The organism is Mesorhizobium newzealandense (genome assembly GCF_042682145.1).
In the GTDB taxonomy this organism is placed as follows: domain Bacteria; phylum Pseudomonadota; class Alphaproteobacteria; order Rhizobiales; family Rhizobiaceae; genus Mesorhizobium; species Mesorhizobium newzealandense.
This window is the reverse complement of record NZ_JBHUGZ010000001.1, coordinates 764,135-781,454: the sequence shown is the minus strand read 5'-3', so window position 1 is coordinate 781,454 and position 17,320 is coordinate 764,135. Positions and strand designations below refer to the sequence as shown.

At 61.0% G+C, this 17,320-nt stretch carries 16 protein-coding genes; 14 read left to right on the top strand and 2 right to left on the bottom strand.

The features are described 5' to 3' along the window. Nucleotides 1-46 precede the first annotated feature (46 nt). The 11 genes from ACFSOZ_RS03425 to ACFSOZ_RS03375 are packed head-to-tail and all read left to right on the top strand — an operon-like array spanning nucleotide 47 to nucleotide 9,805. Nucleotides 47-460: a CopG family transcriptional regulator gene (locus ACFSOZ_RS03425; RefSeq protein WP_095088703.1), complete on the top strand. Its 414-nt coding sequence runs from the start codon at nucleotides 47-49 to the stop codon at nucleotides 458-460. Continuing rightward, entirely contained in the window at nucleotides 457-1,425 is a 969-nt protein-coding gene (trbB, locus tag ACFSOZ_RS03420; protein ID WP_095088701.1) for a P-type conjugative transfer ATPase TrbB, read from the top strand. The genes ACFSOZ_RS03425 and trbB overlap by 4 nt, the downstream gene beginning before the upstream one ends. A gap of 11 nt (nucleotides 1,426-1,436) precedes the next feature. Then, nucleotides 1,437-1,745 (top strand): TrbC/VirB2 family type IV secretion system protein, encoded by a 309-nt coding sequence (locus tag ACFSOZ_RS03415; protein WP_095088699.1) that lies wholly within the window; start codon nucleotides 1,437-1,439, stop codon nucleotides 1,743-1,745. After that, nucleotides 1,745-2,017, top strand: a complete 273-nt coding sequence (locus tag ACFSOZ_RS03410) for a VirB3 family type IV secretion system protein (RefSeq protein WP_378923818.1) — start codon at nucleotides 1,745-1,747, stop codon at nucleotides 2,015-2,017. Before ACFSOZ_RS03415 ends, ACFSOZ_RS03410 begins: the two co-directional genes overlap by 1 nt. Continuing rightward, nucleotides 2,011-4,461, top strand: a complete 2,451-nt coding sequence (gene trbE / locus ACFSOZ_RS03405; protein ID WP_378977048.1) for a conjugal transfer protein TrbE — start codon at nucleotides 2,011-2,013, stop codon at nucleotides 4,459-4,461. The genes ACFSOZ_RS03410 and trbE overlap by 7 nt, the downstream gene beginning before the upstream one ends. After that, nucleotides 4,458-5,183, top strand: a complete 726-nt coding sequence (trbJ, locus tag ACFSOZ_RS03400; RefSeq protein ID WP_378977050.1) for a P-type conjugative transfer protein TrbJ — start codon at nucleotides 4,458-4,460, stop codon at nucleotides 5,181-5,183. Before trbE ends, trbJ begins: the two co-directional genes overlap by 4 nt. 23 nt (nucleotides 5,184-5,206) lie before the next feature. Continuing rightward, on the top strand, nucleotides 5,207-6,529 hold the full coding sequence (trbL, locus tag ACFSOZ_RS03395; RefSeq protein WP_378923815.1) for a P-type conjugative transfer protein TrbL: 1,323 nt from the start codon (nucleotides 5,207-5,209) through the stop codon (nucleotides 6,527-6,529). Beyond that, the gene (gene trbF / locus ACFSOZ_RS03390) at nucleotides 6,530-7,261 is read left to right on the top strand and encodes a conjugal transfer protein TrbF (RefSeq protein ID WP_378923814.1); all 732 of its coding nucleotides are present in this window, start codon (nucleotides 6,530-6,532) and stop codon (nucleotides 7,259-7,261) included. Next, nucleotides 7,251-8,279 carry a P-type conjugative transfer protein TrbG gene (gene trbG / locus ACFSOZ_RS03385; protein WP_378923813.1) on the top strand — a complete coding sequence of 343 codons (1,029 nt, stop codon included), beginning with the start codon at nucleotides 7,251-7,253 and terminating at the stop codon, nucleotides 8,277-8,279. The genes trbF and trbG overlap by 11 nt, the downstream gene beginning before the upstream one ends. Before the next feature lie 11 nt (nucleotides 8,280-8,290). Next, nucleotides 8,291-9,508, top strand: a complete 1,218-nt coding sequence (locus ACFSOZ_RS03380) for a TraB/TrbI/VirB10 family type IV secretion system protein (protein WP_379093683.1) — start codon at nucleotides 8,291-8,293, stop codon at nucleotides 9,506-9,508. A gap of 12 nt (nucleotides 9,509-9,520) precedes the next feature. Continuing rightward, nucleotides 9,521-9,805 (top strand): DUF2274 domain-containing protein, encoded by a 285-nt coding sequence (locus ACFSOZ_RS03375; RefSeq protein ID WP_379093681.1) that lies wholly within the window; start codon nucleotides 9,521-9,523, stop codon nucleotides 9,803-9,805. On the opposite strand, the gene ACFSOZ_RS03370 is transcribed toward ACFSOZ_RS03375, so the two are convergent. After that, a complete protein-coding gene (locus ACFSOZ_RS03370) occupies nucleotides 9,800-10,924 on the bottom strand; it encodes an IS630 family transposase (protein WP_095081716.1) in 1,125 nt (374 codons plus the stop codon). The genes ACFSOZ_RS03375 and ACFSOZ_RS03370 overlap by 6 nt on opposite strands. 45 nt (nucleotides 10,925-10,969) lie before the next feature. On the opposite strand from ACFSOZ_RS03370, the gene ACFSOZ_RS03365 reads away from it, so the two are divergent. The 3 genes from ACFSOZ_RS03365 (at nucleotide 10,970) to ACFSOZ_RS03355 (ending at nucleotide 15,459) form a co-directional block, all read left to right on the top strand. Beyond that, nucleotides 10,970-11,275: a LexA family protein gene (locus tag ACFSOZ_RS03365; RefSeq protein WP_245330990.1), complete on the top strand. Its 306-nt coding sequence runs from the start codon at nucleotides 10,970-10,972 to the stop codon at nucleotides 11,273-11,275. A 617-nt stretch (nucleotides 11,276-11,892) separates the two neighbouring features. Further along, nucleotides 11,893-12,870 carry an AAA family ATPase gene (locus tag ACFSOZ_RS03360; RefSeq protein ID WP_378923810.1) on the top strand — a complete coding sequence of 326 codons (978 nt, stop codon included), beginning with the start codon at nucleotides 11,893-11,895 and terminating at the stop codon, nucleotides 12,868-12,870. Between the two features lie 39 nt (nucleotides 12,871-12,909). Beyond that, nucleotides 12,910-15,459 carry a S8 family peptidase gene (locus ACFSOZ_RS03355; RefSeq protein ID WP_378977054.1) on the top strand — a complete coding sequence of 850 codons (2,550 nt, stop codon included), beginning with the start codon at nucleotides 12,910-12,912 and terminating at the stop codon, nucleotides 15,457-15,459. On the opposite strand, the gene ACFSOZ_RS03350 is transcribed toward ACFSOZ_RS03355, so the two are convergent. Beyond that, nucleotides 15,452-17,317, bottom strand: coding sequence for a CHAT domain-containing protein (locus ACFSOZ_RS03350; protein WP_378923808.1), 1,866 nt, complete (start codon nucleotides 17,315-17,317; stop codon nucleotides 15,452-15,454). The genes ACFSOZ_RS03355 and ACFSOZ_RS03350 overlap by 8 nt on opposite strands. Nucleotides 17,318-17,320 lie beyond the last annotated feature (3 nt).

Here is a 17,320-nt window from a genome sequence, read left to right as displayed (position 1 = left end):
GTTCCGTCGCCGGTGCAGCAAGCGTCGGTCAGCCGGAACGAGCCGCATGAAGCCCCACCGCATCCGTCATCAGTTTCTGCTTGAACCCGGGCTGAGCGAGAAGCTGGACAACCTCAGCCGCGATCCATCGACCACCAAATCCGCGGTCGTCGCGAAGGCGGTTGAGGCCTTCATAGAGCGGCGGGGCGAGAACGATCTCGACCAGCGCTACGGCAAGCGGCTCGATCGTCTGTCCCGCGAGCTCGATCATATCAGGCGCGATGTCGAGATGGTTCTGGAGAGCCTGGCGCTCTTCATCCGTTTTTCGATCACGCTTCATGCCCACACGCCGGTTCCGGACAGGGCGACGCAAGCGATTGCCCAGGAGCGTTTCGACAAATTCGTCGAGCAGGTCGGTCGCCAGATCGCCTCCGGGAAAAAATCGCTTGGCGAGGCCAATGGCGGGGGAAGGGAAGGATGAGTTCTCATCCCGAGGCCGACCATCGCCGCCGCGCCATGCTGCGCACCGCCATGGGCCCAGCGATCACCGAAGCCCTAGCCGATCCATTGGTCATCGAGGTGATGGTCAATCCCGACGGTGCGCTGAGGCTCGACCGGCTGGGCGAGGGGCGGGTCGACACCGGCGTGCACATGCACCCTTCCGAGGCGGAGCGCATCATTCGCCTGGTCGCCTCCCACGTGCGCGCCGAAGCGCATGAGGACAATCCGATTGTCAGCGCCGAACTGCCTTCGGGCGAGCGCTTCGAGGGTCTGCTGCCGCCGGTCGTGCTGGCACCATGCTTTGCTATCCGTAAACCGGCCGCAAAGCTCTACACTCTGGCCAACTACGTGGCCGACCGCATCATGTTGCCGCTGCAGGCCGATGCGCTGAAAAAGGCGGTCCGCGAGCGGCGCAACATTCTGGTCGCCGGCGGCACGTCGTCGGGCAAAACAACCCTTGCCAACGCGCTGCTGGCCGAAGTCGCCGAATGCGACGAGCGGGTGATCCTCATCGAGGACACGCGCGAACTGCAATGCGCGGCGAAGGATTGCGTTGCCTTACGAACGAGGCGGGGTTCGGTAACGCTTGCCGATCTCGTGCGCTCGACGCTGCGGCTTAGGCCCGACCGGATCATCGTCGGCGAAGTCCGGGGTGCGGAAGCGCTCGACATGGTGAAGGCATGGAACACAGGGCATCCCGGCGGCATCGCCACGGTTCACGCCAATTCGGCGCGCTCCGCGCTCTATCGCATCGAGCAGCTCGCGCAGGAAGCCGTCGTCACCGTTCCCCGCCGCCTCATCGCCGACGCCATCGATCTGATCGTCTTCATCGCCGGGCGCGGCTCGTCGCGCCGCATCGACGCGATCGCCGAGGTCACCGGTCTTGACGGCAGCGGCGATTACGCCGTCACCCCGCTCACGCTTCCGCAACTCCAGCAGCTCTGAAAGGTCATCTCATGCGCAAGAAGCTTCGCTTTCTTTCGTCCGCCGCGTTCGCGTTTTTTCTCACGGCACCGGCTTTCGCCGCGGGCTCCGGCATGCCCTGGGAGCAGCCGCTGCAGCAGATACTGGAATCGGTGCAAGGGCCGGTCGCCAAGATCGTCGCGGTGATCATAATCATCACCACCGGCCTGACGCTTGCCTTCGGTGATACGGCGGGCGGCTTCCGCCGGCTGATCCAGATCGTCTTCGGTCTGTCGATCGCCTTCGCGGCATCGAGCTTCTTTCTCTCCTTCTTCTCCTTCGGCGGTGGGGCACTCGTCTGATGGCCAGCGGAGAGCAGCATATTGAGGGCTTCGAGGTTCCTGTTCACCGGGCATTGACTGAGGCGATCCTGCTGGGCGGTGCGCCTCGAGCGGTTGCGATCCTCAACGGCACGGTGGCTGCGGCCATCGGTCTTGGCCTGCAGCAGTGGATCGCCGGGCTGGTACTCTGGATTGCCGGCCACACGCTCGCGGTCTTTGCCGCGCGCCGGGATCCGGACTTCGCGAGCGTGCTTGTCCGTCATCTTCGCATGAAGGGATGGTTTGCATGCTGAACCTTTCGGAGTATCGCGGCAAAACCGACCGGCTTGCCGACCATTTGCCTTGGGCCGCACTGGTCGCGCCGGGCATCGTGCTCAACAAGGATGGCAGCTTTCAGCGGACGTTGCGGTTCCGGGGTCCCGATCTCGAAAGCGCGACCGAAGCCGAACTCATCGGGATCTGCGCACGGGCGAACAATGCGCTCAGACGCCTTAGCTCCGGCTGGGCATTGTTCTTCGAGGCGGAGCGCATAGAAGCGCTGGGCTATCCGCATTCGCGGTTCCCCGATGCGGCGTCGTGGCTGGTCGACGAAGAACGGCGCGGGGCCTTCGAGGGCAAGGTCGCGCATTTCGAGAGCCGCTATCACCTGACCTTGCTGTTCATGCCGCCGCCGGACGGCCAGGCGCGGGCGGAAAGCGCGCTGGTCGACTCTCATCATTCCGAAGGCGAAAGAGACTGGCGCCAGGAGCTGGCGCGGTTCCGTGACGAGACCGACCGGGTTCTGGGTCTACTGTCGGGCTTCATGCCGGAAATGCGCGCCCTCGATGATGCCGAGACGCTGACTTACCTGCACGGCACAATCTCGACCCGCCGCCATCCAGTCGCCGTACCGGAAACGCCTATGTATCTGGATAGCATGCTGGTCGATGCGCCGCTCACCGGCGGCTTGGAGCCGATGCTGGGTGAGCAGCATCTTCGCACACTTACCATCCTCGGATTCCCGAACCTCACGCGGCCCGGAATTCTGGACGCACTCAACAACCAGGATTTCGCTTATCGCTGGGTGACGCGTTTCATTCCGCTCGACAAGACGGAAGCCACCAAGACGCTGACGCGATTGCGCCGGCAGTGGTTTGCCAAGCGTAAATCGATCGTGGCTATCCTGCGCGAGGTCGTGACCAACGAACCCGTTCCTCTCATCGACAGCGACGCCGACAACAAGGCACTCGATGCAGACGAAGCACTTCAAGCACTGGGCGGCGATCATGTCGGATTCGGCTATCTCACCACTACTGTGACGGTGTGGGACGAGGACCACCAAGCCGCCGAGGAGAAACTTCGCGCGGTCGAGCGCATCGTCAACGGACTTGGCTTCACTACGATCCGTGAAAGCGTCAATGCCGTGGAAGCGTGGCTCGGCTCGTTGCCTGGTCATGTCTACGCCAACGTTCGCCAGCCGCTCATTCACACACTGAATCTTGCCCATCTCATGCCGCTGTCATCGGTGTGGGCCGGGCCGGCGACGAACGAGCATCTCGCCAATGTTACCCAGACCGAAGCCCCGCCGCTTCTCGTTGCCGAGACCAGCGGGTCGACTCCGTTCCGGCTTTCCACTCATGTCGAGGACGTCGGCCACATGCTGATCGTTGGACCGACCGGCGCCGGCAAGTCGGTTCTGCTAGCACTGATCGCTTTGCAGTTCCGGCGCTATGCCGGCGCGCAGGTCTATGTCTTCGACAAAGGCAATTCGGCGCGTGCGGCGACACTTGCGATGGGTGGAGAGCATCATGTGCTCGGCGCGGACGGTGCGTTTGCCTTCCAGCCACTGCGAAACATCAGCGACCAGGCTACCCGCGGTTGGGCGGCCGAATGGATCGCAGCTCTGATTGCCCATGAGAGCGTCACCGTCACACCGGAGGTGAAGGAGGCAATCTGGTCGGCGCTCAACAGCCTTGCCACGACGCCGGCGCAGGAACGCACGCTGACCGGCCTGTCGGTCCTGCTTCAGTCCAATGCGCTCAAGTCTGCGTTGATGCCCTACACGCTCGACGGTCCCTTCGGCCGGCTGCTCGATGCCGATGTCGATCGGCTGGCCTTATCGGATGTGCAATGCTTCGAGACCGAGGAGCTGATGCACAGCCAAGGCGCTGTCCTGCCGGTGCTCACCTATCTTTTCCATCGCCTCGAGGAGCGGTTTGACGGGCGGCCGACGCTGCTCATGCTCGACGAGGCGTGGGTCTATCTCGACAACCCGCTTTTTGCCGCCCGCATCCGCGAATGGCTGAAGGTGCTGCGAAAGAAGAACGTGTCGGTTGTCTTCGCCACCCAATCGCTTGCCGACATCGCGGGCTCTGCAATCGCGCCCGCAATCATCGAGAGCTGCCCACAGCGTATTTTTCTTCCCAATGATCGTGCGGTGGAGCCGCAAGCGCGGGCAGCCTACGAACGCTTCGGTTTGAACGAGCGGCAGATCGAACTGATCGCTCGCGCCACGCCGAAGCGGCACTATTACCTGCAGTCGCGCCGCGGCAACCGTCTTTTCGAGCTCGGGCTCGGCCCGATCACACTCGCGCTGTGCGGTGCTTCCGATCCGGCCACGCAGACCCTTATCGAAAGGGTCCTGTCCGAGCACGGACAGGACAGCTTTGCCTCTCGTTTCCTGAATGCACGCGGCCTGGATTGGGCAGCCGAGCTTCTCCAGCAATTCCCTCAACCAGACACGGAGCAATCGTCATGATGGGACGCCGCCTTTTCACCAGCCTGATCACCGTTTCCCTGATCGCCAAACCGATGGCCGACTACGTCCAGCCAGCCTACGCCCTCATCGTGTTCGATCCGTCGAACTATACCCAGAACGTGCTAACGGCGGCACGCTCGCTGGAGCAGATCAACAACCAGGTCCAATCGCTTCAGAACCAGGCGACCATGCTGCAGAACATGGCGCGCAACCTTCAGCATCTGGATTTTTCTTCCGTTGGCCAACTCACCGGTGCGCTCCATCGCATCGACGGGCTGATGGATCAGGCGAGTGGCCTGAGCTTTGATCTCGACAAGCTTCAAGACCAATGGCGCAATCAATACCCGGAAAGCTATGACGCGACGATAAAGGTCAGCGATGTGGCGGGCGCTGCACGCGAGCGCTGGCAGAGCGCCATGCAGGCGTTTCGCCAGACCATGGGTGTCCAGTCGCAGATCGTCGAGAACGTCCGCGGCGACGGTGACCTGCTTACCGATCTCATCAACCGCAGCCAGGGCGCGGCCGGTGCGCTTGAGGCAAGCCAGGCAACCAACCAGTTGATCGCGCTTTCGACCAAGCAGCAGATGCAGATTCAGACGCTGCTCGCGACGCAGTTTCGAGCTGAAGCCGAGGATGCCGCCCGCAAGGCGCAGTCCGAGGAAGCCGCCCGCGAGACGACGAAGCGCTTCCTGGGCACCGGTACGGCCTATCCCGGCAACTGATTCTTCACGACGAGGAAGGCGGCATGAACGACCTTGGGGTCATCGATCGCTTCATGGAGACCTTTGTCCGCTATATCGACAGCGGGTTCGGTCTGCTCTCGGGCGATGTCGCCTTCCTCACCACGACCCTGATCGGCATCGACATCACACTTGCCGGCCTGGCCTGGGCACTCGGCGGCGAACCCAACGTTCCCGGCCGGCTCATCCGCAAGGTACTCTATGTCGGCGTGTTCGCCTTCATCCTGAACAATTTCAAGAACCTTGCCGACATCATCTATCGGTCCTTTGCCGGTCTCGGCATCAACGCGTCCTCTGGCAATCTCTCCGCCGACAATCTTTTGCATCCGGGCCGCATTGCCGCGACCGGTTTCGAGGGTGCCTGGCCGCTGCTCGATCAGGCAAGCCAGCTCCTGGGCTTCCCAGAAATCTTCGGCAATGCGCTCACCATCTTCGTGCTGCTTGTGGCCTGGTTCCTGGTCATCATCGCCTTCTTTATTCTTTCCATCCAGCTGTTCATCACCATCCTCGAGTTCAAGCTCACCACTTTGGCGGGCTTCGTTCTGGTTCCATTCGCACTCTGGAACCGTTCGGCGTTTCTGGCCGAGCGCGTGCTCGGCAATGTGATCTCGTCGGGCATTAAGGTGATGGTGCTCGCCGTCATCGTGGGCATCGGCTCCACGCTCTTCGGCGAGTTCGCTTCCGCGCTGCAAGGCAAGGAGCCGGACCTGGCCGCCGCCATGTCACAAGTGCTTGGTGCGCTGTCGCTGCTTGGGCTCGGCATCTTCGGGCCAGGTATCGCTTCGGGTCTTGTCTCTGGCGCGCCGCAGCTTGGCGCTGGCGCCGCACTCGGAACCACTGCGGCTGCCGCCGGCGCATCACTCGTTGCCGGAGGCGCGACATTTGCCGGCGCGCGCATGGCAACCGGCGGCAGTCTCGCCGCAGTCCGTGCTGGCACCTCGATGGGATCGATTGCTTCCACGGCTTGGCAGCTGGGGCGCGCAACCTCGCTCGACTCTGGCCGGTCCGGTGTAGCTGCTGGACTGCAGGGTGTGACCAGTGCCGCCGGTGGCGCCGCGATGCGAGCTGCACGATCTGCCGCGGGAACGTTCGGGCGCAGCGCCGACGCCGGCCGCGAAGCCGCCTGGACCGCGACTGGCGGTACGCCGACCGCGTCAATGGCCGGAAGCCCAGCCGGTACAGCCACTGATGCCGCTCCCAATTGGGCAAGGCAATTGCGTTCCGAACAGACCGCCCGTGCCCATCGACACGCCGCAGTGCAGGCGGTCCGTGATGGCGACAGGCCGGGTGGCAGCGCCAATCCCTCTCTCAATGACAAGGACGACTAGATGCTCTTCAAGCGACCCGTTCAACGTTACGGCAAGACACCCGAACCGGTCACGCCGTATCAGAAAGCCGCCCAGCTCTGGGACGAGCGTATCGGCTCATCTCGGGTGCAGGCCCGCAATTGGCGGCTCATGGCCCTGGGCTGTCTGGTCTTGGCGACTGGACTTTCCTGCGGACTTGTATGGCAGTCGATGCAAAGCCGCGTCGTGCCTTACGTCGTCGAGGTCGACCGCTTCGGCGAGGCGCGCGCCGTTGCGCCAGCAGTCCGGGATTACGAACCCTCCGATGCCCAGATCGCCTGGCATCTCGGCCGCTTCATCCAGAATGTCCGTTCGGTCTCCACCGATCCGGTGCTGGTGCGGCAGAACTGGCTGGCAGCCTATGACTTTGCTACCGACCGCGCAGCACTCTTCCTCAACGAGTACGCCAAGGCGAACGATCCCTTCGGTCAGATCGGAACGCGCAGCGTGTCGGTGCAGGTGACCAGCGTGGTTCGGGCATCCAATAGCTCGTTCCAGGTCAAATGGACCGAGCAGGTTTTTGAACGCGGCAGCTTGGCCAGCACGACGCGCTGGACCGCGATCCTTACCATCGTGATCCGCCCACCAAGCAACACGGACCAGCTGCGCAACAATCCGCTCGGCGTCTTCATCAACGCCGTCGACTGGTCGCGTGAGCTCGACAGCGCCGCGCCGACATCCGTTTCCCCGAAGGAGCCAGCCAATGACAAATAGAGCCCCATCGTTCCGTGCCGCACTGATCCTGTCGGTCTCAGCAGCTGTCCTACCAGCCTGTGCATCGAAACCGGTGCTGCCGCCTGAGATTTCCTATGACGCTGCTGATTTCAGACCGGCGGCAATCGAGAAGGCGCCGGGGAAGCCGGTCAAGATAGTCGAGGTGCCAAAGCCGCTGCCGCTTCCTGGCCAGCTGCAACCCGAGCCGGGCAAGGTCGCCGAGGACAAGCGCTCCCCTGAAGAACGTGTCGCCGACGCCAACAAGGCGGCGACGCAGCAGCCCACCAGGTATGGCTATGTCAACGCGGTGCAGGTCTATCCCTTCGCCGATGGCGCGCTTTATCAGCTTTATGCGGCGCCGGAGCGCGTCAGCGATATCGCCCTGCAGTCAGGGGAGAAACTGACATCCGTGTCGGCCGGCGACACGGTGCGCTGGGTCATCGGCGATACCGTCAGCGGCACCGGTAACAACCAGCGCACCCATGTGCTGGTAAAACCCTTCGCGCCGGGGCTCAGCACCAATCTGGTCATCACAACGGACCGGCGGACCTACCATCTGCAACTTCAAAGCACCGAGAAGACCGCAATGGCGGCAATCTCCTGGACCTACAGCGAGGACCAGATCATCGCGCTGCGCCGAAGCAACGCTCAAGCCGAGGCTGGCACGCCGGTTGCGTCGAATGTGTCACTGGAGAACGTTCGCTTCCGCTATTCGATTACTGGCGACACGCCGGCTTGGAGACCGAAGCGCGCTTTCGACGATGGCAGCAAGGTTTATATCGAATTCCCGCGCCGGATTGATCAGGGCGAGGCACCGCCGCTCTTCGTCGTCGGTCCTGACGGGGATAGCCAACTCGTCAATTACCGCATGCGCGGCAACTATTACATCGTCGATCGCCTCTTCGCCGCTGCTGAACTGCGCCTCGGCACCAAACAGCAGCAGGTCGTGCGAATCACGAGGACTGATGGCCGGCAACCGCCGCGGCGGATAGCCTTCTTTCCGCGTCTTGGTAGGTGAGGGGGAGGCTCATGACTGATACTTCCCGCTCAAATGCTCCGCCGAAACTCGACCCCGAGCAACTGCAATTGCGGGCCTCGCCTCGGCGCGCAGTCCGGTTCAAACGCGGCGTGATCCTTGCTATCACCGCGGTTGGATCCAGCGCCATATTCGGCGTTACCATGATGGCGCTCCAAGGACCGGCTTGGCGCATCAAAGACCAGGCGGAAGAACTCTACAATACCGAGCGTAAGCCAACTGCCGAAGGACTTGAAACGCTTCCCAAGGATTATTCCGGAATCAAGCCCAAGCCGCCGGCGCTTGGACCACCTCTGCCTGGCGACCTCGGCCGCCCTATCCTCGAACGCCAGCGCCAACTTGGCATTGCGCCGGGGCAGGAGGTTTCCGCCGAGGAGCAGCGGCTTGCTCAGCAGGCAATTGAGGCGCGTGAGTCGCAAGTCTTGTTCCGGATCGAGAACCGGCCCAGTGGGACGAATGTCGCCGACAACGCGCGGGGAGCCCGGCCACCATTTGAAGCACCGCTTGGGCAACCCGATGCGGTAGGTACGCGAGGTTCCGTTGCACCAGCCGAGGGTGACCAGAACAATCAGCAGCGTAAGCTCGATTTTATCAGCCAGCAGAGCACAAATGGGATCTACAATCCGCATGCGCTGCAGACGCCGGCTTCGCCCCATCAGCTGATGGCCGGCAGCGTGATTGCAGCAAGCCTGATCACCGGCATTAATTCTGATTTGCCCGGTCTGGTCGTCGCGCAGGTCACCGAGAGCGTGCACGACTCGGTCACCGGCAGCACCTTGCTGATCCCGCAAGGCTCACGGTTGATCGGTACCTATGACAGCGTCGTCGCCTTTGGCCAAAAACGTGCGCTGCTGGTCTGGCAGCGAATTGTGATGCCCGACGGCTCGTCGATCGAAATCGACAATCTGCCCGCCACAGACACCGCCGGTTATGCGGGGCTTGAGGACAAGGTGGATTTCCACACATGGCAGCTGATCAAGGGCGTTGCGCTAGCCACTCTACTGGGCGTCGGCACCGAGCTGAGTTTTGGGGAAAACGAAAGCGATCTTGTCAAGGCAATCCGGGAATCCACTCAGCAGAACGTCAGTCAGGCCGGCCAGCGGATCACCGAAAAGAACCTGAACATCCAACCCACCATCATCGTCCGTCCCGGTTGGCCGCTGCGCGTCATCGTACATAAGGATCTCGTGCTGCGGCCGTATTCGGGTTGAACAGGAGTAGTCATGGCCAACCTGAAACTCGGGAAGCTTCCGGACCGGACCCCTTCCAAGATCATCATCACTGTAAGCGCCGGCCTGGGCCAAGCACTGAACGACTATGCGACGCTTTACCGCCAGACCTATGGCGAGTCTGAAACGGTGGCCGAGCTCATCCCGTTCATGCTGGCGGAGTTCCTGGAAAGCGACCGCGCGTTTGCCAAGGCCAAAAAGGACGGCATGCCAACCTCAGACACGTCGGAGAAATCACGGCGCCAATCAACGCCTAGTACCTCTGCACAGAGGTTATGACTCTTTGGAAGTCGGCTTGGGATAGGCTTTGGCCATCTTAAGGCGTGCGTTTTCGGTAGAGAACATCCAGTTGATGCGAGCGCCACTGGTGTTTCGCAGGTGCTCCCAGGCAGCGGTCTCCGCGACGAGGCGATCATAGCTATTGATGCGACGATCGAGGCACTGGCCGCGCAGGACGCCGATTTCGATCTCGACCATGTTGAGCCAGCTGGCGTGTTTGGGCGTGTAGTGGAATTCCAGCCGTCGAAGGACGCGTCGCGCCTCTGAAGCAGGCAGAGCCTGGTAGAGCGCGGCGGCCGAGTGGGTTGACAGATTGTCGAGCACCACCCTGACGCGTTCGGCCTGCGGGTAATGGATATCGACGAGGTCGCGCATGCAATGGGCAAAGTCTTCCGCGGCGCGCCGCTCGGTGACCTTGACTTTGCGCCAGGAGCGGTGTGCGTCGAGGAAGACGAACAGGTTGGCGGTGCCGTTGCGCTTGTACTCGCAGTCATACCGCTCAAGCCGGCCCGGTTCGGCCGGGATCGGCTGTCGCACCTCGCCGATGAGTTGGGTCGGGCTTTCGTCGAAGCACACCACCGGTCGCTTCGGGTCCGGTGCCTCGGCATAGAGGTCGAGCACGTCCTCCATGCGCGCGACATACTCGGCGTCGACCTTGGGGATGCACCACATGTCCTTGCGCCAGGGCTTGAGATCGTTGTCTGCCAAGCGTCGGCGCACCGTCTCGCGCGACAGTTCCTGGTGATCGGTCAGCTTGACGAACTCACCGGCCAGCAGTTCCAGGGTCCAGCGGGCGCGGCCCGGCGGCGGACTGGAACAGGCGGTGGCCACCAGCAGGGCTTCTTCCTTGCCCGTCAGCTTGCGTTGCGCGCCTGCGCGTGGCTCTTCGCTGAGCGCCGCCTCCAGACCCATCTCCACGAAGCGGCGCTTGGTGCGATAGACAGTGGAGCCGCCGACCACCACCGTCGCGGCAATGGCCTCGTCACCCAAGCCCGCGTCGACGGCGAGCAGGATCTGCGCCCGCTTGAGCTTGCGAGCCGGCTGCTTGCCGCCTGCCAGCATCGCTGTGAGTTCATCGCGTTCGGGTTGGTCGAGATCGACACGATAGCGTAGATTCATCCAGAAAGCCTCCTCGGTTGCCAAGGGTTCCGGATGAATCGAAAATTGAATCAATTACTTGACGGGCAAACGCCTGCGGGTCCCAGCTTCACCGAAAAACAGGGCCAGTACCTCGCCTTCATCTGGGCTTATATGCAGATCAACCGCCAGCCGCCGGCCGAACGCGACATGCAACGCTATTTCGGCGTCACCCCGCCGTCCGTCCACCAGATGGTGCTAACCCTCGAACGCTCCGGCCTCATCCGCAGGCAACCAGGTGTCGCGCGCAGCATCCAACTGCTCGTCGACCACGACATCCTACCCAAACTTCAGCCGGTTCAACCCGTCATAACCTCTGTGCAGAGGTACTAGGTCCGATTGAGGAATATCGACAATACGCCACGCGCTTCCTGTGTGGTCACGACGTGAACGGTAACTTTGCGCTTGAAGACGGCCATTGTGCTTTACCATGCCACTCGCTGAAAGCGGCCAAAGCAGCGCACTGCCCTATGGTGGCAACGAACGGTTGCAGTCCATGTCGTTTTGTTATCGCTCAACGGTGCCGGAGGCCACCAATGCGGACAGCCCCTTTCCACGCTTGATTAATGCAACAATATATGCAATATTTGTCTTATGCGAGGAAGACCAAGGCGTATACGCGATCCAGCCCTTGTGGCAAAGCTGGCCATGGTGTTGGCTGGAGCAGGTTGGAGCATGTCCGAATGCGCTCGCGATATCGGAATCTCAAAGGCGACCTTAAGCAGGTCGATGTCAAACAAGGCATTCTCGGCGCCGGTTAAATTGCAAGTCGAGAACTTCTTGGCGCGGGATATTGTAGCCGGCGACGCTCGGAGACTGGGGGTTGGAGGGGTGCGACAAAATGGAAACTCAGTGGACGAATCGTTGCATATATTGCAAAAATTTATGCTAACGATTCCGGACGTCGAGGCCGCTATAAGTACCCTTTTGGCTGAGAGAAGGGCTGATCCATGACCAATGCGCGCCAGATCATTGCAATGATCCGCAGTCACGCCGCGCGCGACGACAGCCTCTTTCTGTCAATCGCTGAACACATCGCACTGGATGCGCAGAAGGCGGGCAAATCCAAAGTTGCCCAAGAGATCAGCACCATCGTCGACCGTATCCGTGCCGACCGCCAAAAACCATCATCTCCAATGCCGATCGTGGCCCCGAGGGGAGAACTTGCCGGCCTAGTGCGCGCGTCCTATCCGCAGGTGCGCCTCGCAGACATGGTTCTCGCATCGGATCTGCAGCGGCGAATGCGTCGACTCGTCAGGGAGCATCAGGAAGCGGAATCTCTGCGTGAGAAGGGGCTGGAACCGCGGCGCAAGTTTCTGCTCTCCGGGCCTCCAGGAACAGGCAAGTCCATGACCGCTGCGGCCATCGCCGGCGAGCTGGGCCTTCCGTTGTTCACGATCTTGCTCGATGGGGTGATCACCAAATACATGGGCGAGACAGCCGGAAAGCTCAGGCTGATATTCGACGCGATGAAGAACATGCGGGGCGTGTACCTTTTTGATGAGGTCGATGCTCTGGCCGCCAGCCGCGGCGCGGACAATGATATCGGCGAAGCGCGGCGGATGCTGACGTCTTTCCTGCAGTTCCTGGAGGAGGATGACTCCAGAAGCGTGATCATTGCAGCCACAAATCATCGCACGCTTCTCGATCCAGCGATATTTCGAAGGTTTCATGCCGCCTTCGTTTACGCGAAGCCTTCGGCCGAAGAGGCTCGCCGGGTGCTCGCCAATCAGCTGCCGATGTTCAAGCTCCAAACCATCGATTGGGAAAAAATCGAAGCGGCCTGTGGAGGTCTCAGTCAGGCTGATCTCGTGGCGGCGGCTGAGGATGCTGCCCGGGACGCAGTGCTAGACCATAATTCTGTGCTTACGACTGATGTCTTGTTCCGGTCACTGCAGGACAGAGCTACAATACACACCGCTGAGTGACCGATTCGGTCATTCCTTGGGGGATGTGTTTCAGCTCATATGGCAGACAGCAATTTATACAGGCATGTCCATTTACGCGGCTTAGGAGTCCGCTCGAAGAATTTCACAGCGCCTGGCGGGGGTGGGGCCAAACGTCGGGAAAGGGTTGCAGACCGGCGTCTGCATGCTGAAAACTTGCTGAGCCAAGTCTCCGATATGCGCTCTCTACTTGATGATTTCAATGAAGCGCAGAAGGCGAACAGAGTTCCAAGCAAGTTTCGCGGAATCCCGATCGCGATCGAGGGCCGCCCGGCGGAGCGGCTTGAAGTGTCCAAAAAGCAGAGGTCGACGACCCGAGGGCTCAAGCTCCTGAACGTGCGCCGGGCTCCGGGCAGCAATGAGGCCGACGAGGAGCGGAACTCCATCCAGTGCGACCGCGCCGTTTTCTTTGCGACCCGCTCTATGTTGAAGTCTCTGGAAGAGGCTCTTCACAAGTACGGGGAGTGGGAAGGCGGTGATGCCGGCATTCAGGACTATGATGACGACGATGACGGCAGCAGGAGTCGGCCTCGCAACTTCTGGCTTTTCGAATCCAGCGACACGATCCGTGAGGCGACGCTCCAGGACCTCTGGACTGATCCGCTTAACAGGTTTCCCCGTAGGCGCACGAAGCACGATTGGGAAGTTTGGCTGCGGCCCGACCTTGAACAATATTTTCTCAGGGCCCTCAACGACAGTTCGATAGAGACCGTTGGAAATGCCACAGTCTTCGTCGAATCCATCGTCAGGACCGTTCATGCAGCGGCGGAAGAACTGAATCAGGTCTTGCGCGCATCCGGCGCTATCGTGTCGCTGCGCAGCGCCTCGTCATTTGCATCGGATTTCTCCGAGATGCCGAAAGTGAGGCGCGCTTTGGCGTTGGACGCAGTCGCCCAGCGCATCGTCGCGCCCCCGGCAGATGCACCACGTGTCACCGTTCTCGACACTGGCGTGAAACGCACCCATCCATTGTTGCGGCCCATGCTTCCAGGCAATCGCTGCTTCAGCGCCGACCCTACCTGGGACAACGCGGACCACAACGGTCACGGAACCCGAATGGCTGGGTTGGCGCAATATGGTGATATGGATGTGCTCGTGAGCGGTACGATGCCGATTATTGCGAGCACGGCGCTTGAATCGGTTGTCGTTAACGGACCAGACAGTGGGGTCAGGGTGCCTGCGCGCGATGCCGTCCGCCGGGCTGTCGATGTTGTCGAGGCAGATGCAGCAACGCGCGTTTTCTGTCTGGCCCAGACAGCGGCAGGAGAGTCCGAGAAAGGGGTGCCCACATCAACCTCGTCCGTGGTCGACGACCTCGCTTTTGGAGATGGAAACCGCACCCGGCTGTTTGTAGTCGCGGTGGGGAATGCGCCCCACCACGATGATGAGCCATATCAGAAGGCCGACTACGACAGACGCAACATCGCGTTCCCCGTTCAGTCCCCAGCTCAGTCATTGAATGCGCTGGCTGTCGGCGCTGTTTCGCTGAAGCGTCATGGCAGGGGGAGGCTGCTGGCGCCCGTTGGAGACCTTGCCCCGACGTCGAGGACCTCTGAGGGCTGGCCTTCCTTCAATGAGGCAGTCCGCTTCTGCAAGCCGGACATCGTGATGGAAGGCGGCAATTTTCTCATCGAGGACGGCGATGTCTTTTGCCGGCCATCCCACAATCACATGGTCCTCACCACAGGTATCAACACGCCGGCCGAGCCGTTTGCCTATTCCGGTGAGACGAGCACTGCGACCGCGCTCGCATCCCACCTCGCGGCCAAACTGCTCGCCCGCTATCCTGCAATGCGGATGGAGACAGTCCGCGCGCTGATGGCCAACGCTGCTGACTGGACGCCTGCCATGTTGGCCCACTATCGAAACGCGAGAAGGGAATTGGGCCGTTCCTCGGGAGCTTGCGCCCAGATCATTAGCCGCTTTGGCTGGGGCGTTCCGAACGAAGAGCGTCTTTTCGCGAGCGCAGGGAACGCTCTGACGCTAGTCGTGGAAGATAAGCTGCAGCCGTACGAGATGGCGGACGGGCATATCAGGCTGAAGGAAATGAAGTACTTCAAGCTGCCATGGCCCACGGAGATCTTGCGCAGTCTGAGAAACACTCAGGTCGAGATGCGGTGCACGCTTTCATATTTCGTCGAACCTGAGCCCCATGCAGCGTCGCGAGACCGGCTGGACAGATACCCATCCCATCGGCTGAAGTTCGAAGTTAAGCGTTTCGGTGAAAGTGACGCAAGCGCCAAGCGGCGAGTAAACTGGGCAGAGCCGCCTGACAATTTGCAGAATGCTACCGATGACGGCTGGCTGCTCGGCGATCGGCAGCGTGGATCGCTGATCCAGGACATCTGGCATGGCGAAGCGTATAAGCTTGCGGCTCGCGATGCCATTTCGGTATCGCCGGTGCACGGCTGGTGGGGCGAGATCACCAGCGCAGAGCGCTACGACAGGGAAGTGAACTTCTCGCTGGTGGTTTCTATACGAACGCCTGAAGAGAGTGGCGATCTGATGGCGGAGGTCAGAAACAAGATACCTGCCACTTTGCTGGTAGAGCCAATCAGGGCGGTCACTTGACAGCCTGGGCCACCCTGGCCATGACATCGCCGTAGCAAATATAGGCAAACGGTGTCGCAGATGCCCTGCGACCGGCCACGCGCGCGATTAGCATCGCGTTGCCCACGGTGTCGCCATCCATGAGGTTGGTGACGTAATCTCGGACGACCATCGATGCAGTCTCGTCCTGAACCTTCCAAATCGGAGCGAGCAGGCCGCCAAAGCGCCGCTCCGTCAGCTTGCTTGCCCAGTTGTCGACCAGTCCGAGCTTGACATCGCTTGAGCCCACGTCGCATGCGTTCAAGATGACAAACGTGGTATCACGTTTGCCCAAGGTGACCCCGCTATGGATGTCGTTTGTGGATACGTCGCCATCGGAGAGGCGGATGCGGGCTGGCTGGCCGTCCATTGCTGGATACCCGTGGCCTGCAAAATGGAGCAGCGTTACGTGATCCTCGGGCAACTTGGTTGTCCAAAATGATTTGAATTCGCCGCACGTGTTGCCGAATTTCTTGGCACCGTAGCTGCTGACTAGAAAAGCCTCTTCCTCTCGCGCTGCAGGAAGCGTTGCGCCGCTGCGGTACTCCGGCACGCAGGTGGCGATGATGCCGTGTCCAAAGGTATTCGGCATCCCGCGCTCGAAGTCTATGCACCACCTGCTGATCGGATGGCTCATGAAAAGATGATCGTGTTCGTCAGGATTGTCTCCCTCGTCCGGTCGCATCATCTCCCAGGGCACATATGGTTCATCGGTCACGATCTGGATCGGGAAGTTTGGTCCTATCTCTTCCCGCAAATCCCAATACACATCTTTGAACACGCTTGGCACGCTCTGCCAGATACGCTCTCCAATGCCGCGAAGCGCGCTCTCATGGCACTTTGGCGGCAGTGTGGGACATTCGACAAGCAGGGACTGCGCGAATTTCTGGCCGCCGTCCAGACCCAAGTCCACGATGCCGCTCGCCCCTTTCCCTCCAGCCTTTCGCGCCTTCGGTGCCGTACAATAGAAAATATATCTGTTAGGCTGGCTCGCACTTAGGATCGCCAGCAAGAGCTCGGGAGAGTCGGCTTTCCTGTCCACGTCAATCACGCCGTCAGGCGCTCTGTGCGGCACCCCCGAGGTAGACGCCCCGGGAGCAGAGACATTCACCAGCTCGAAGTCCCGCCTCGCTCTTCCGCTGTAGCGGCCGTTGTAGTGAAACACCGCATCGATCAGGACGGACTGGGAAGCGGTATCAGAGGAAACCCGGGCTTCAAAGCTCGCTGCAACCGAGTCTGCGTTGCGAATGATCTTGATGGTGCCGACATTCGCGCCAGCTTCAAACGTCAACTCTTGCGATACTATTTCGACTGCTAGATCCAGGTCGGACCAATCTGAGTCCAGGTCGCGGATGACGACGCTGTCGCCTATCGTCCATTGATGTTTCGAGCGCAGCAGGTTGACGCTGAATCGAAATACTTCACCGGGCTTGGGGACATCGAATGCGGTGATGGCTGGAAAGCGCTCGACCGAGTTGCTTAAATCCGTTGCCGGCGCGTCTGACGGCGGCCGTTGCGTGGCCTCGTGGCGATGTGTCGTCGCCGACTTGAAACGCGCGGTGACTTCGATAACGGTCCGCACTTCGCCGGCAAACTCGTAGCTTCCGAGAATGTTGAGAATCGACTCGCGTACATTCTCGCTTTCGACCTGCCCCCGCGCTGCAAGCCTCCCGTCTCTGAACCGGACTGAAAGTTGGTAGATGTCCCCCGCATAGCTGTAGATGCTTTCGGCTACCTTGCGCCAATTATCCCCAGGCTGAGGCTGTCCTCGCAGGAAACGCCGTTCCGTGACGATGCCTTGGTCGAACCTCCAAAGCCAAATGGTTCCTCTGTCTCCCATGGG